Genomic DNA, 14,939 nt, shown 5'->3' on the forward strand with positions numbered 1-14,939 from the left:
AAAAGTATTTTTCACCTTGTAATTTGGATTTTTTGATGTATAATCTATTATATCAAAATTTTAGACAATATGTGTAAAAAAGGAGGAAACATGTTTAAAGAATGGAAAGCAATATTTAAAAAACCGATCTTTATCATTGTAATGATAGGGATTTCTCTCATTCCAGCTTTATACAACATTATATTTTTATCGTCCATGTGGGATCCATATGGTCAAGTATCGGAGTTACCTGTGGCAGTTGTCAATAAAGATAAGGAAGCTTCTTATAATGGACAGACAATGACAATAGGTGAAGACATGGTGTCTAATTTAAAAGAAAATAAGGCTTTAGATTTTCACTTTGTTAATGAAGAGGAAGGGGAAAAAGGACTAGAAGATGGGGACTACTATATGGTGGTAACATTACCAAGTGACTTATCTGAAAAAGCTACTTCTATCCTAACGAATCATCCTGAACAGATGCAGATTGATTATCAGACTTCAAGTGGGCATAGCTTTATTGCAAGTAAGATGAGTGATTCTGCAATGACACAATTAAAACAAACCGTCTCTACTAATATTACTGAAACATACACTAAGGCTTTATTTCAAAAAATGAATGATTTGAAGTCTGGAATAAATAAGGCAGCTGAAGGAAGTGAACAATTGGCTAATGGAGCCGATCAGTTGGTGACGGGAAGTCAAACGTTGACGACAAATCTTAATACTCTAGCTAATTCAACTGTAACTTTTTCAAATGGAGCGGATCAATTTACAAAAGGCTTATCTAGCTATGTGTCTGCTATAGAGCAATTACATATTGGTTTAGGAACTTTTAATAGTGGTTTACAAAGTTATACAAATGCTGTCTCACAAGTTGACACTGGACTTGGTCAATTAGCTTCAAAAACTCCTGAGTTGGTGACAGGTGTAAATAAGCTAAATACAGGTATAAAGTCCTATACAGGTGGCGTTTCACAACTGGATACAGGTCTCAATCAATTTTCAGTTGGTGTAAATGCTTATACAAGTAGTGTGAAAGAACTTTCTAACGGAACAAGTCAATTATCCAATCAATCAGATACACTAAGAGATGGAATGGAGCAATTAAATACTGGTATTAAAGAAATTTCAAGCCAATTAGAGTCCTCATCTCAACAAAATGAAGAAATAGCGCAATTGGCAACAAGCTTAGGAGAACTAAATAAAACACTACAAGCTCTTACAATATCAGATAATACTCAACTGAAAAGTACATTGTCAGAAGCTTTGCCAAATCTAACAACTCTTGCTCAGGATATTGTGACCAAAAGTCAGACAGAACAAGAGAAAACTCTTGCAAACCTTCAATCAACAGCTACTTATCAATCTCTTACAGAGGAACAAAAGAAAGAACTGACAGAAGCTATTTCTAAAAATTCTAATTCTACTATTGAGTCAGCAAAAACAATTTTAACGACAGTAGGAGGATTAAAAGAAAGTATAGAGAATTCAGAACAACAAGTAACTAATCTATCTGATGTACAGACGAAGGCAAATCAACTCTTACCTGCAGCATCTAGCTCCTTGACAACCTTGTCAAATGGATTTACAACCTTACAAACTTCTGTAAATAATCAGTTAGTTCCTGGAAGTCAGTCAATTGAAAAAGGTGTTGTAAACTATACTAAAGGACTGGATACTATTTCTATTGGTGCTAATCAACTAAGTGAAAAGAATACAAGTTTAACAACTAGTCTAGATAAATTAGTTTCTGGATCAAGTAAGTTGACAGAAAATACATCAACCTTGACAGCTGGAGTAGATGCGTTAGCTGGAAAAGCTCCAGAATTAGTATCAGGTATAGAAAGCTTGTCAACTGGTTCTGCCCAATTGAACAATAAGAGTCCAGAGCTGATAGCAGGTCTTACTACATTACAATTTGGCTCTGGTCAATTAACAGACAAATCAACACAGTTACTTTCTGCAGCATCCCAACTAGGAAGTGGCGCTATGAAGATATCAGATGGTGCTGGAAAACTATCAGCTGGTGGAACAACCTTAACCTCTAGTCTTGAAGATTTACAGACAGGAGTTGATTCATTAGGACAAGGATTAGGCAATGCTAATAATCAACTCAAATCAGCTTCGACAGAATCTAAAAATGCAGAAACATTATCTGAACCTCTAGTTCTCTCAAAAACAGATAACGACCAAGTTCCTGTAAATGGGATTGCTATGGCTCCTTATATGATATCAGTTGCTCTTTTTGTTGCTGCTATATCTACCAATATGATTTTTGCTAAGTTGCCTTCTGGACGTCATCCAGAGAGTCGTTGGGCTTGGTTGAAGTCTCGCTCTGAAATAAATGGGATTATAGCTGTCTTAGCAGGTGTTTTAGTTTATGGAGGTGTCCATCTTATTGGAATGACTGCGAACCATGAGATGAGGACCTTGATTCTAATTGTAATCACAAGTTTAGCTTTCATGTCTATGGTGACAGCTTTAACAACTTGGAATAGCCGTATAGGAGCTTTCTTCTCTCTTATTTTACTTTTATTACAGTTAGCATCAAGTGCAGGGACCTACCCACTTGCTTTAACAAATGATTTCTTTAAGGGTGTCAATCCTTGGTTACCAATGAGTTACTCTGTATCAGGTTTACGACAAACAATCTCTATGACAGGAAATATTCATCACCAAGTGATTTTCCTTATTATAACACTAGCTTTATTTACTGCTTTAGGTATGCTAACTTATCAACCTAAGAAAATGGAAGAAGATTAAAAAGATTGACCAAGGAATTGGTCAATCTTTTTCTGTCTTAGATAAATTTCGTCTGTGATTATAGATCCCAAAAAGAAGAAGGGCAGTTAGTGAGCAGGCTGCTCCAATAACAAAACCATTGGGGATAAAGGAAAGTGTAATGGTGCCTTTTCCCTTTGGAACATCAACTTTTATAAAACCAGTCTGAGCCTGCTTGATTTCAAGTTTTTTCCCATCTTGGTATGCAAACCAACCTTTGTCATAAGGAATAGTGAAGAAAATAGAGGTATCTTGTTTTACTTCATATGTAGCAAAGACTTTATTTTTAGAGGTGGATACTTCTACAGGTTGTTCTTTAATCTTTTGGATTGCTTCAGTAAGAGCCTGAGTATCTAAACGATAGAAGGTTGGAGATTCAAATGACACCTGAGAATTTCCAGGGAAACTAACACTGATATTGAAAGTTTGTTGTTTTTCAGTATAACCCAAATTAAAGAAATTAAATGCATTGTCAGTTGTAAAAGTCTTCTTTTCTCCATTGACAATGATGTCAACTTTCTTTTGCTTATCGTTTGTAAAATGAAGATTTGAAAAAGAGAGATAGACTTGACTATTTTGAGGAACCTCAATTTGATAATCAATCTTTGCATCTTCATTAGCAGAACCTGTGATGCTCGTTAAACCATCTGAAGTATCTGTTTTATCAGATGCTATTTGGGAGAAGTAATCTAAGTTGAGATTAGCAAGCTGGTTTATAAATAAAGCCTGATTATCTAGAGTGTGATTGTTAAAGTTTACATCTGTGTAAATAGATTGAGTGGCAAAGGCAATGGGTAAAGAGAGTTGATTTTTATATAAGGTTAAATGATCCTTTTGATAAATCTCTTGAAAGCCATACTTATCAAGTGAAGTTTCAGAAATATTGTACTGGATTCCAAATAAACTGTCTGCTAAAAGACTGTTATTAACATAGCGGAGATTGAGATTGGTTCCAGAGGATTTGAATCCCAGTTTATCCAAACTAGTGCTAGCTGAGCGATTTCGTACAGACGAAAATTGAGAGATTCCATTGTAGTTAAATTTCATACTGTCATTTCCAGTCTGAATTTGCAGTTTTTCAGTACGTGTAAATGAATTGTCAATTTGGTTTAGAATGGATTCCATAGCGGTGATATCTCTATTATAGGCGCTACGAGAAGCAAAGGCCCATTCTTTAGCTATTCCTTCCATTTGAGATGATGCATTTAAGCTTATCTCAACTGTTATAAATAAAGACAAAAGAATTGCAAATAGATTTATAGAGATAAAATTTCTAATGACTGCAAGAAGTAAAAGAGTATAAACTAGTAGAAATTCAAGAGTGAGTAGGATATTCAAATCAGTTAGAAAAGAATAGTGTGATTTAAAATAGACAGTAGCCAAAAATCCTGTTAGTACAAGAAAAAGTGAGACAAATAGATTCCAGAGCTTCAGTTCTTTCAGACGATTTAAGACTTCTGCTGCAGTATAAATTAACAGAGTGGAAAAAATCCAAGCATAGCGATGCAAAAACATATTTGGGGTATGCATCCCCTGCCAAAATAAATCAAGTGCTTCTATGTAAAAGCTTGTTATTAAAAAAGTAAAGAAAATTGCATAGATAAGTTTCACGTGAAACCTTATGGATTTTATTGTGAAAAATAGAATGGTCAAAATAAAAGGAAGTAATCCAACAAAAATCATTGGTATAGATCCATATTTAGTTGTATCAAAAGATCCAATGAATTGTTTTGCGAAAATATCCAGATACCAGCTACTATCTGTCTTTAATTTTGTGATGGCAGTCAACTTCTCTCCATGAGTTTGTAAATCAAACAGTGTAGGAAGAGTCATAATCAAACTAGCCATTCCAGCTAAAAAGGAGGTAACAACAAAATCAAGAAAAGATGATTTTCGAGTTTTAAAGTCCCAAGAAATTTGGCAGAGATACCAGAAAATAAGAAACAATGCTGTCATATACCCAAAATAATAATTTTGAATAAATAAGATTGACAAACTTGTAAAGTATAGTAGGCGCTTCTTTTGTGTTATAAGTAGGTGTAAACCAGTTATAATTAAAGGAATCAAGATAAAAACATCTAGCCAGGTTTTAATCTCTAACTGACTGACAGTGAAGCTCATTAAAGCATAGGAAGTAGATAAGGTAAGTTTTAAAAATTTTGGGATATCTTTAAATAATCTAGTCAAACTAAAGAAGGTTGACAGACCAATCAATCCAAATTTTAAGAGAGTGGTCAGATAAACAGCATCTGGCATATTCGACAGATTAAAAAAGTAAACCAGAGGTGAGAGAAAACTACCCAAGTAATAACTAGATAGAGCATAGAAATTCAGTCCGAGGCCACTTGTAAAGGTGTAAAACAAACTACCATTTCCATGTAAAATATTTCGTAAAGCCACATCAAAAATAACGTATTGATGGAAACCGTCTCCTAATAGTGGAGATGTATCGCTATTCCAGTAGATACCTTGAGTTAGGTATACTCCAGTCATAATTACTAAAGGAATGATGAAAGAAACAAAATAGGTCCAATATGTTTTAAAAAATGATTTCATGTTACCTCGTAGAATGATAGAAAACTCAGTTGGTTACCCCAACTGAGTTTTGAAGTCTTATTTAATCTTTCCAAAGTTCTTTAACTTTTGCTTGTACTTCTGCATTTTCTAGGAATTCATCATAGGTTTCATCGATACGATCAATGACGCCATTCTTAGACAAAACAATAATATGGTTTGCTAAAGTTTGAATGAACTCGTGATCATGACTAGCAAAGATGATTGATTCTTTAAAGTTTTTCAATCCATCGTTCAAGCTTGAGATAGATTCCAAGTCCAAGTGATTTGTTGGATCATCAAGTACAAGAACATTTGATTTCAAGAGCATGAGTTTTGAAAGCATGACACGAACTTTTTCTCCCCCTGACAAGACGTTTACAGGTTTGTTAACCTCATCTCCAGAAAAGAGCATACGGCCGAGGAAACCACGTAGGAAGGTATTGTCATCTTCTTCTTTACTTGCAAATTGACGCAACCAGTCAAGGATTAACTCTCCTCCTGCAAAATCAGCCGAGTTGTCTTTTGGCAAGTAAGAACGGCTAGTAGTAACTCCCCACTTGACAGTTCCTTCATAGTCGATGTCACCCATAATTGCACGAATTAATGCAGTCGTTTGGATGTCATTTTGTCCAATAAGAGCTGTCTTATCACCTGGACGCAAGATGAAACTAATATTGTCTAGGATAGTTTCGCCATCAATCTTTACAGTTAGATTTTCTACTGTCAAGAGATCATTACCAATCTCACGTTCTGCTTTAAAGTTGATAAATGGGTATTTACGACTAGATGGCACAATCTCTTCTAATTCAATCTTGTCAAGCATTTTTTTACGAGACGTTGCTTGTCTTGATTTAGAAGCATTAGCAGAGAAGCGAGCAACGAATTCTTGCAATTGCTTAATTTTTTCTTCTGCCTTAGCATTACGGTCTGCTAGCAATTTAGCAGCAAGCTCAGAAGATTCTTTCCAGAAGTCGTAGTTTCCGACATAGAGTTTGATTTTTCCAAAGTCAAGGTCGGCCATATGAGTACACACTTTGTTTAAGAAGTGACGGTCGTGGGATACTACGATAACGGTGTTATCAAAATCAATCAAGAAGTCTTCTAGCCAAGTAATCGATTGGATATCTAAACCATTGGTTGGCTCGTCCAAAAGAAGAACATCAGGTTTACCAAATAAGGCTTTAGCAAGGAGAACCTTCACTTTTTCACCATTGGCCAATTCGCTCATGTTTTGATAGTGCAATTCTTCTGGAATGTTTAGGTTTTGAAGTAGTTGAGACGCTTCACTTTCTGATTCCCAACCTCCAAGTTCAGCAAATTCACCTTCGAGTTCGGCTGCACGAACACCATCTTCATCTGAAAAATCTTCCTTCATGTAAATGGCATCTTTTTCTTTCATGATGTTGTAAAGTTTTTCATTTCCCATAATGACGACATCAATAACTCGTTCATCTTCATAGTCAAAATGATTTTGACGGAGAACAGAGAGACGTTCATCTGGACCAAGAGAGATGTGACCAGTTGTTGGCTCGATATCACCAGCTAAGATTTTTAAGAATGTAGACTTCCCAGCACCATTAGCACCAATCAATCCGTATGTATTTCCTTCTGTAAATTTAATATTGACATCATCAAAAAGTTTGCGATCACTAAAACGTAGTGAAACATCAGATACTGTAAGCAATGTTTTTCTCCTATAATATGTAATATATTTATTCTACTAGAAAAGAGAGAAATATTCAAATTTTTGTTTGTCAATTTTATGTCAATTAAGTTTACAGGTTTGTTTACAATGAGTTAGTTGTTTGATTTAAATAATTTTCTGTTATTTTAACAAAAAAATGCTATAATTGAAGAGACCATTTCGAAGGAGAAAAAAATGACGAAACCCATTATTTTAACAGGAGATCGCCCAACAGGAAAACTGCATATTGGACATTATGTTGGGAGTCTTAAAAATAGAGTATTACTGCAGGAAGAAGACAAGTATGAGATGTTTGTTTTTTTGGCGGACCAACAAGCATTGACAGATCACGCCAAAGACCCTCAAACGATTGTAGAATCGATTGGGAATGTTGCCTTGGATTATCTAGCAGTTGGATTGGATCCAAGTAAATCAACTATCTTTATTCAAAGTCAGATTCCAGAGTTGGCTGAGCTGTCTATGTACTATATGAATTTGGTATCACTAGCTCGCTTGGAACGGAATCCGACAGTAAAAACAGAGATTGCTCAAAAAGGGTTTGGAGAAAGTATTCCGACAGGATTTTTGGTTTATCCGATTGCGCAAGCAGCAGATATTACTGCTTTCAAGGCTAATTATGTTCCTGTTGGGACAGATCAGAAACCAATGATTGAGCAAACTCGCGAGATTGTTCGTTCCTTTAATCATGCTTATAATTGTGAGGTCTTGGTGGAGCCGGAAGGTGTTTATCCAGAAAATGAGAGAGCAGGACGTTTGCCTGGTTTAGATGGAAATGCTAAAATGTCTAAATCCCTTAATAATGGTATTTATCTAGCAGATGATGCGGATACGTTGCGTAAAAAAGTCATGAGCATGTATACTGATCCGGATCATATTCGAGTGGAGGATCCAGGTAAGATTGAAGGAAACATGGTTTTCCATTATCTAGATGTGTTTGGTCGTCCAGAAGATGCTCAAGAAATTGCAGATATGAAAGAACATTATCAACGTGGTGGTCTTGGTGATGTGAAGACGAAACGTTATCTACTTGAAATATTAGAACGCGAACTTGGTCCTATTCGTGAGCGCCGTATCGAATTTGCTAAGGATATGGGAGAAGTGTACAATATGCTTCAAAAAGGTAGTGAGAAAGCGCGTGAGGTTGCGGGGCAAACTCTATCTGAAGTCAAGGGAGCAATGGGACTAAATTATTTTAAATAATAGATAAAATATGAATCGTAAAACTATCTCTTCCATAGGATCACAGGGATAGTTTTTTATGATTTCTACCATAAATATAATTGACAAATTTTCATAGAATGGTATGATAGATACAATACAAAAAGAGTCAAGCTCAAAAAGAAAGAAAAGAGGAAACTTCAATGTCTAATTGGGATACTAAATTTTTAAAAAAAGGTTTTACCTTTGATGATGTATTGCTCATTCCAGCAGAAAGTCATGTGTTGCCTAATGATGCAGATTTAACAACAAAATTGGCAGATAATCTGACTTTAAATATCCCAATTATAACAGCCGCCATGGATACAGTCACAGAAAGTCAAATGGCTATTGCCATTGCTCGTGCGGGTGGTCTTGGAGTAATCCATAAAAATATGTCTATTGCGCAACAGGCAGATGAAGTTCGCAAGGTAAAACGTTCTGAAAATGGTGTTATTATTGATCCATTCTTCTTGACTCCAGAACACACTATTGCTGAAGCAGATGAACTGATGGGACGTTACCGTATCAGTGGTGTTCCAGTTGTAGAGACACTTGAAAATCGTAAATTGGTTGGTATTCTAACAAATCGAGATCTTCGCTTTATTTCAGATTACAATCAGCCAATCTCAAACCATATGACCAGTGAAAATCTTGTTACTGCTCCTGTTGGTACAGACCTTGCAACAGCTGAAAGCATTCTTCAAGAACACCGTATTGAAAAACTTCCTTTAGTGGATGAAGAAGGTCGTCTTTCTGGCTTGATTACTATTAAGGACATTGAAAAAGTTATTGAGTTTCCAAATGCTGCAAAAGATGAGTTTGGTCGTCTTCTAGTTGCTGGAGCGGTGGGTGTCACTTCAGATACATTTGAACGTGCCGAAGCCCTTTTTGAAGCAGGAGCTGACGCAATTGTTATTGATACTGCACATGGTCACTCTGCTGGTGTTCTACGTAAAATTGCTGAAATTCGTGCTCACTTCCCAGACCGCACTTTGATTGCGGGTAATATTGCCACTGCAGAAGGTGCGCGTGCTCTTTATGATGCAGGTGTAGATGTTGTCAAAGTCGGTATTGGACCAGGTTCTATCTGTACCACTCGTGTGATTGCAGGGGTTGGTGTCCCACAAGTGACAGCAATCTATGATGCAGCAGCTGTTGCGCGTGAATATGGAAAAACAATCATTGCTGATGGTGGAATCAAGTATTCTGGAGATATTGTAAAAGCCCTTGCTGCAGGTGGAAATGCGGTTATGCTTGGATCAATGTTCGCTGGAACAGACGAAGCACCAGGTGAAACGGAAATCTTCCAAGGACGTAAGTTTAAGACCTACCGTGGTATGGGATCAATCGCTGCAATGAAGAAAGGTTCAAGTGACCGTTACTTCCAAGGTTCTGTCAATGAAGCAAACAAACTTGTTCCAGAAGGAATTGAAGGACGTGTTGCCTATAAAGGCGCAGCAGCTGATATTGTCTTCCAAATGATTGGTGGTATTCGCTCTGGTATGGGTTACTGTGGTGCAGCTAACCTTAAAGAATTGCACGACAACGCTCAATTTATTGAAATGTCTGGGGCTGGTCTAAAAGAAAGCCATCCTCATGATGTACAAATTACTAATGAAGCACCAAACTACTCCATGTAAGAAGTAAAAAGAACTCCTGAAATCCAGGAGTTCTTTTTGTTTACAAAGGTGTCAATTTTGATTTACAGATATTCTACCGTTTTGGATGTTGAAAATACTAAGGTTTTCTGGCAAGTTTTGTAAGTGGTCTAAACTTGTTGTTGTAATAAAGGTTTGGATAGATTGAGAAATGGTTTCTAGTAATTTTAGTTGCCGTGTATTGTCAAGTTCGCTCATAACATCATCAAGCAGTAGTATCGGAGACTCATTGGTAATAGTTTCCATTAGCTCAATCTCTGCTAGTTTGATAGAAAGTACAAGACTACGATGTTGACCTTGGCTTCCAAAACTAGCGTCCATACCATTGATATAGAAAGTAATGTCATCTCGATGAGGGCCGACACCAGTATTCTTTTTGAACAAATCTCTTGATCTGGTTTTCTCCAAAGCCATTTTAAAAGAACTTGTTAGCTGTTCTTCATCAGTGAAGTTGACAGATGCTTGATAAGATATTGACAACTCTTCTAATTTATTTGAAATTTCTAAGTGTTTTTTTTGACCAAATTTCTCTAAGTCTTTAATGAATTTTATTCGATGCTTTATAACGCGACATCCATACTCTACTAACTGATCATCTAATACTGACAGAAATGTTTCATCAATCTTTTGGCTGGATTTTAGGTAAGTATTTCTTTGCTTGAGTATATGGTTATAGTTTGACAAGTCTGACAAGTAGATTGGTTTAATTTGTCCCAGTTCTATATCTATAAACTTTCGACGAACGGAGGGAGCTCCTTTAATTAACTGTAGATCTTCAGGTGCGAAGAGAACCACATTCATATGTCCGATGTAGTCAGAGAGGCGAGCTTGTTTTAAGTGATTGACTTTAGTCACACGCCCTTTTGGTGTTAAATCAATTTCTAGAGGGATAGAGCCTGTTTTTTTCTGTAGCAAGCCAGAAAGATGGAGTTGTTCTTCATCAAAATGAATGAGATTTTTATCTGTACGAGTCCGATGACTACGTGTCAAGGCTAAGAAATAGATTGCTTCTAGAATATTGGTTTTTCCTTGTGCATTTTGACCTAGAAAGACATTTAATTTTGGATTGAAATCAATTTTTGCCTCTTTGTAGTTTCGAAAGGTTTTAATTGTTAAATGTTGGAGCCACATGGTTATCTTCCTGGAAAACGTGGAGGTTGTTTGGTTTTAGGCGATGAAGAAGTTTTTTGTTTTTCTTTCTTGACGCCTTTATTCATCTCTTTGACAAGTTTAGCAATTCGCTCTTTCTCAATCTTATCTGCTTGATACTCTTCTTGCTCTTTTAAACTTGGTTTTGTCAAGGTGATGTCAATCTTTAAATCAGGAATGTCAATCGTATCTCCAATACGGATTTTTTTCCCACGTCTACTTTCTAACTCGCCATTAAAGTAAACTTGATGATCTATTAAAAAGGATTTGATAGCACCACCGCTTTGTATAATTCCAAGTTCTTTTAGGAGTGCTTGGAGCGTAATAAATTCTTCAAATAATTTGTATTCCATAATTCACCTCAATCTTTGGTATTATACCATATTTCCCTTGAAATAGCTGAAGGAAAGTTTGCTGAAATGAAAACGGTTTTACTCTTTAAAGCTATAAAGAGAACAAGAAAAATTTTGATTTTCGTGGTATAATAGAACTCTATATGTAAGGAGGTAAGGTATGGAATTAGTGCCTGGAATTTCAGCACATTTTGTTCAATCCAAAAAGTTTAAAACAAATAAAATCACTATTCGTTTTACTGCTCCCTTATCTCTTGAGACAATAGCAGGACGTATGTTAAGTGCAAGTATGTTGGAGACGGCAAATCAAGTTTACCCAACATCACAAGCATTTCGCAGATACTTGGCAAGTTTATATGGAACAGATATTTCCACAAGTACTTATCGTAGGGGACAGGCACATATTCTTGACCTAACGTTTACCTATGTGAGGGATGATTTTTTAAGTAAAAAAAATGTCTTGACTTCTCGAATTTTGGAATTAGTGAAACAGACTTTATTTGCTCCCTTAGTTCAAGATGGTGCTTTTGAGCCAGCCCTATTTGAAATTGAAAGAAAACAGTTATTGGCTAGTCTAGCTACTGATATGGATGATTCATTTTATTTTGCTCATAAGGAGTTGGATAGCTTGTTCTTCCATGATGAGCGTCTTCAATTGAGATACAGTGATTTACGAAATAGCATTTTAAATGAGTCTCCGGAAAGTAGCTACACGTGCTTTCAAAATGCTCTGAAAAATGATCGTATTGATTTCTTTTTCTTAGGTGATTTCAACGAAGTAGAAATTACAGAATCACTGAAGTCATTACCCTTTACAGCTAGAGAGAACGGCGTCACTATCCAGTACCATCAATCTTATTCGAATGTTCTACGAGAAGGAATGGTTCAGAGGAATGTTGGGCAATCTATTTTAGAATTAGGCTATCATTCTCCTGTAAAATATGGTGATGATGAGCATTTGCCCATGCTTGTTATGAATGGTTTGTTGGGTGAATTTGCACATTCGAAACTTTTTACAAACGTTCGTGAAAATGCTGGAATAGCCTACACAGTCTCTAGTCAATTGGATTTGTTTGATGGTCTGTTAAGGATGTATGCGGGTATCGATAGAGAAAATCGAAATCAGGCTAGAAAAATGATGAATCATCAATTGCTAGATCTGAAAAAGGGTAACTTTACAGATTTTGAACTTGAACAAACCAAGGAGATGATTCGACGATCTTTGTTGGTGGCTCAAGATAATCAACAGACCCTAGTTGAAAGAATATATTTGAATTCTCTATTTGGAAAATCAAGCTTTGATATTGATCGATTGGTGGCAAAATTAGAGAGTGTTGATAAAGAAGCTGTCTGTAAAGTTGCCAACAGTTTGAAGTTACAAGCGATTTACTTTATGGAAGGAGTAGAATGACAAAGGTTACTTTTGAAGAAAAATACTATTCTGCTGTAAAGGAAACAGTCTACAAAACACAATTGTCAAATGGATTGACAGTTTCTTTACTCCCTAAGCAAGATTTCAATGAGGTTTATGGATTTGTAACGGTTCAATTTGGTTCTGTAGATGCAACTTATACAAGCTTGGAAAAAGGTTTACGTCATCATCCAGCAGGAATTGCCCATTTTCTTGAACATAAATTGTTTGAAAGAGAAAACTCTGAGGATATAATGGCTGCTTTTACTCGATTAGGTGCGGACAGTAATGCCTTTACAAGCTTTACTAAGACCAGCTATCTTTTTTCAACAATTGACCATCTATTAGAGAATTTAGATTTGCTAGATGAGTTAGTTGGAGATGTTCATTTTACAGAAGAATCAGTTTTGAGGGAACAGGATATTATCCAGCAAGAACGAGAAATGTACCAAGATGATCCAGACTCACGTTTGTTTTTTGCAACATTAGCCAACCTTTATCCTGATACTCCTTTAGCAACAGATATAGTTGGAAGTGAAAAATCAATTTCTGAGATTCAAGTTTCAAATTTAAAAGAGAACTTTACAGACTTTTACAAACCTGTCAACATGTCACTGTTTTTAGTTGGAAATCTTGATGTGGAAGTTGTTGAGGAATACTTTTCGAAAAAGGAAAAGGAAGTTTCAAACCAGTTTACGGTTTCAAAAGAGCAACTCCTTTTGCAGCCTGTGAAGCAAACAGATAGTCTTCGGATGGAAGTTTCTTCACCTAAACTTGCTGTTGCGATTAGAGGTAATGGGCAAATAACAGAAGCTGAGTCTTATCGTTACAATATTTTATTGAAATTACTATTTACGATGATGTTTGGGTGGACTTCTGATCGTTTTCAAAAGTTATATGAGACTGGGAAGTTAGATGCGTCATTGTCACTTGAGGTTGAAGTCAACAGTCGCTTTCATTTTGTGATATTGACAATGGACACCAAAGAGCCTGTTTCTCTGTCGCATCAATTTCGTAAAGCGATTCGTCAGTTTAGTAATGATGCGGATATTACCGAGGAACATTTAGATCTTGTTAAGAGTGAGATGTTTGGGGAGTTTTTCAGTAGCATGAACTCTTTGGAATTTATTGCAACTCAATACGAACCGATGGATCGCGGAGAAACAATTTTTGATTTTCCGAAAATTTTACAGGAAATTACTTTGGAGGATGTTCTAGAAGCTGGACATCGTTTGATTGATAATGGTGATCTAGTTGATTTTACAATCTTTCCAGCTTAAAAGATGACTAATACTAGAAAGAAGGAATGGTACGTATGAGAAAAAAAACAATTGGCGAGGTTCTACGTTTAGCCAGAATTAACCAGGGATTGAGTTTAGAAGAATTGCAGGAAAAAACTGAAATTCAGTTGCATTTTCTAGAAGCCATGGAGGCAGATGATTTCGATTTACTTCCTAGTACCTTCTACGCTCGTTCTTTTTTAAGAAAATATGCCTGGGCAGTAGAGTTAGATGAAGGAATTGTTTTGGATGCCTACGATTCAGGCAGTATGATTACCTACGAAGAGGTAGATGTCGATGAAGAAGACTTGTCTGGTCGCAGACGATCAAATAAGAAAAAAACGTCTTATCTCCCCTTGTTTTATTTCGTTCTATTTGCTTTGTCAATTTTAATTTTTGTCACTTACTATGTTTGGAACTACATCCAAACTCAGCCAAGTCCTTCTTCAGCTAATTATAGCGTTGTGAACTCGACTAGTTCCACAACCTCATCTAGTTCATCTTCTAGTAGTCAGACGTCTAGCTCGTCTTCTACTACGGAATCAACTATTACAGTGTCAGGCGAAGGAAACCGCATTGAAGCTCGGTATAAAACGAGTAAGGAAACCGCTACTGTTCAACTGGCAGTATCAGATGCAACTAGTTGGGTAAGTGTTTCAGGAAGTGAGCTGGAGGGTGGTGTGACACTGTCCGCAGACAATAAGAATGTAAAAACAACAGTTTCAACTAAGAACCCCGTTACCATTACTTTAGGTGTAGTGAAGGGAGTTACTGTGACTGTGGACAATCAAACGATTGACACCTCGAAGCTGACAACTCAGACTGGAACTGTGACACTTACATTTACTACAGATTAAGGAAAAA

Annotated in this window: 10 protein-coding genes; 6 read left to right on the top strand and 4 right to left on the bottom strand. The window is 36.3% G+C overall.

The window, feature by feature from the left end; translation table 11 throughout:
- The first annotated feature begins 90 nt into the window (after positions 1-90).
- The gene (locus tag B7721_RS01310; protein ID WP_084877137.1) at positions 91-2,745 is read left to right on the top strand and encodes a YhgE/Pip domain-containing protein; all 2,655 of its coding nucleotides are present in this window, start codon (positions 91-93) and stop codon (positions 2,743-2,745) included.
- Between the two features lie 21 nt (positions 2,746-2,766).
- Here B7721_RS01310 and B7721_RS01315 read toward each other — a convergent pair whose 3' ends face one another.
- Together B7721_RS01315 and B7721_RS01320 are read right to left on the bottom strand one after the other, a co-directional pair.
- On the bottom strand, positions 2,767-5,319 hold the full coding sequence (locus B7721_RS01315) for a YfhO family protein (RefSeq protein WP_084877139.1): 2,553 nt from the start codon (positions 5,317-5,319) through the stop codon (positions 2,767-2,769).
- Between the two features lie 61 nt (positions 5,320-5,380).
- Positions 5,381-7,003 (bottom strand): ATP-binding cassette domain-containing protein, encoded by a 1,623-nt coding sequence (locus tag B7721_RS01320; RefSeq protein WP_084877140.1) that lies wholly within the window; start codon positions 7,001-7,003, stop codon positions 5,381-5,383.
- A 195-nt stretch (positions 7,004-7,198) separates the two neighbouring features.
- On the opposite strand from B7721_RS01320, the gene trpS reads away from it, so the two are divergent.
- Positions 7,199-8,224 carry a tryptophan--tRNA ligase gene (gene trpS, locus B7721_RS01325; protein WP_061586800.1) on the top strand — a complete coding sequence of 342 codons (1,026 nt, stop codon included), beginning with the start codon at positions 7,199-7,201 and terminating at the stop codon, positions 8,222-8,224.
- A 161-nt stretch (positions 8,225-8,385) separates the two neighbouring features.
- The gene (guaB, locus tag B7721_RS01330; protein ID WP_000073416.1) at positions 8,386-9,864 is read left to right on the top strand and encodes an IMP dehydrogenase; all 1,479 of its coding nucleotides are present in this window, start codon (positions 8,386-8,388) and stop codon (positions 9,862-9,864) included.
- Positions 9,865-9,915: 51 nt separating this feature from the next.
- Here guaB and recF read toward each other — a convergent pair whose 3' ends face one another.
- Both recF and yaaA read right to left on the bottom strand, forming a co-directional pair.
- The gene (gene recF, locus B7721_RS01335) at positions 9,916-11,013 is read right to left on the bottom strand and encodes a DNA replication/repair protein RecF (protein ID WP_000266685.1); all 1,098 of its coding nucleotides are present in this window, start codon (positions 11,011-11,013) and stop codon (positions 9,916-9,918) included.
- Positions 11,014-11,015: 2 nt separating this feature from the next.
- Positions 11,016-11,384 (bottom strand): S4 domain-containing protein YaaA, encoded by a 369-nt coding sequence (gene yaaA / locus B7721_RS01340; RefSeq protein WP_000455874.1) that lies wholly within the window; start codon positions 11,382-11,384, stop codon positions 11,016-11,018.
- Between the two features lie 160 nt (positions 11,385-11,544).
- Between yaaA and yfmF the strand changes: the two genes are divergently transcribed.
- The 3 genes from yfmF to rodZ are packed head-to-tail and all read left to right on the top strand — an operon-like array spanning position 11,545 to position 14,932.
- Positions 11,545-12,795 (top strand): EF-P 5-aminopentanol modification-associated protein YfmF, encoded by a 1,251-nt coding sequence (gene yfmF / locus B7721_RS01345; protein ID WP_000424576.1) that lies wholly within the window; start codon positions 11,545-11,547, stop codon positions 12,793-12,795.
- On the top strand, positions 12,792-14,075 hold the full coding sequence (gene yfmH / locus B7721_RS01350; RefSeq protein ID WP_084877142.1) for an EF-P 5-aminopentanol modification-associated protein YfmH: 1,284 nt from the start codon (positions 12,792-12,794) through the stop codon (positions 14,073-14,075). Before yfmF ends, yfmH begins: the two co-directional genes overlap by 4 nt.
- 35 nt (positions 14,076-14,110) lie before the next feature.
- On the top strand, positions 14,111-14,932 hold the full coding sequence (gene rodZ, locus B7721_RS01355; RefSeq protein ID WP_049489930.1) for a cytoskeleton protein RodZ: 822 nt from the start codon (positions 14,111-14,113) through the stop codon (positions 14,930-14,932).
- Positions 14,933-14,939 lie beyond the last annotated feature (7 nt).

It is taken from the genome of Streptococcus oralis subsp. oralis (assembly GCF_002096445.1).
In the GTDB taxonomy this organism is placed as follows: domain Bacteria; phylum Bacillota; class Bacilli; order Lactobacillales; family Streptococcaceae; genus Streptococcus; species Streptococcus oralis_N.

Coding starts and splice junctions, on each gene's coding strand:
- B7721_RS01310 (WP_084877137.1), top strand. CDS start 91: ATGTTTAAAGAATGGAAAGCAATATTTAAAAAACCGATCTTTATCATT.
- B7721_RS01315 (WP_084877139.1), bottom strand. CDS start 5,319: ATGAAATCATTTTTTAAAACATATTGGACCTATTTTGTTTCTTTCATC.
- trpS (WP_061586800.1), top strand. CDS start 7,199: ATGACGAAACCCATTATTTTAACAGGAGATCGCCCAACAGGAAAACTG.
- guaB (WP_000073416.1), top strand. CDS start 8,386: ATGTCTAATTGGGATACTAAATTTTTAAAAAAAGGTTTTACCTTTGAT.
- recF (WP_000266685.1), bottom strand. CDS start 11,013: ATGTGGCTCCAACATTTAACAATTAAAACCTTTCGAAACTACAAAGAG.
- yaaA (WP_000455874.1), bottom strand. CDS start 11,384: ATGGAATACAAATTATTTGAAGAATTTATTACGCTCCAAGCACTCCTA.
- yfmF (WP_000424576.1), top strand. CDS start 11,545: ATGGAATTAGTGCCTGGAATTTCAGCACATTTTGTTCAATCCAAAAAG.
- yfmH (WP_084877142.1), top strand. CDS start 12,792: ATGACAAAGGTTACTTTTGAAGAAAAATACTATTCTGCTGTAAAGGAA.
- rodZ (WP_049489930.1), top strand. CDS start 14,111: ATGAGAAAAAAAACAATTGGCGAGGTTCTACGTTTAGCCAGAATTAAC.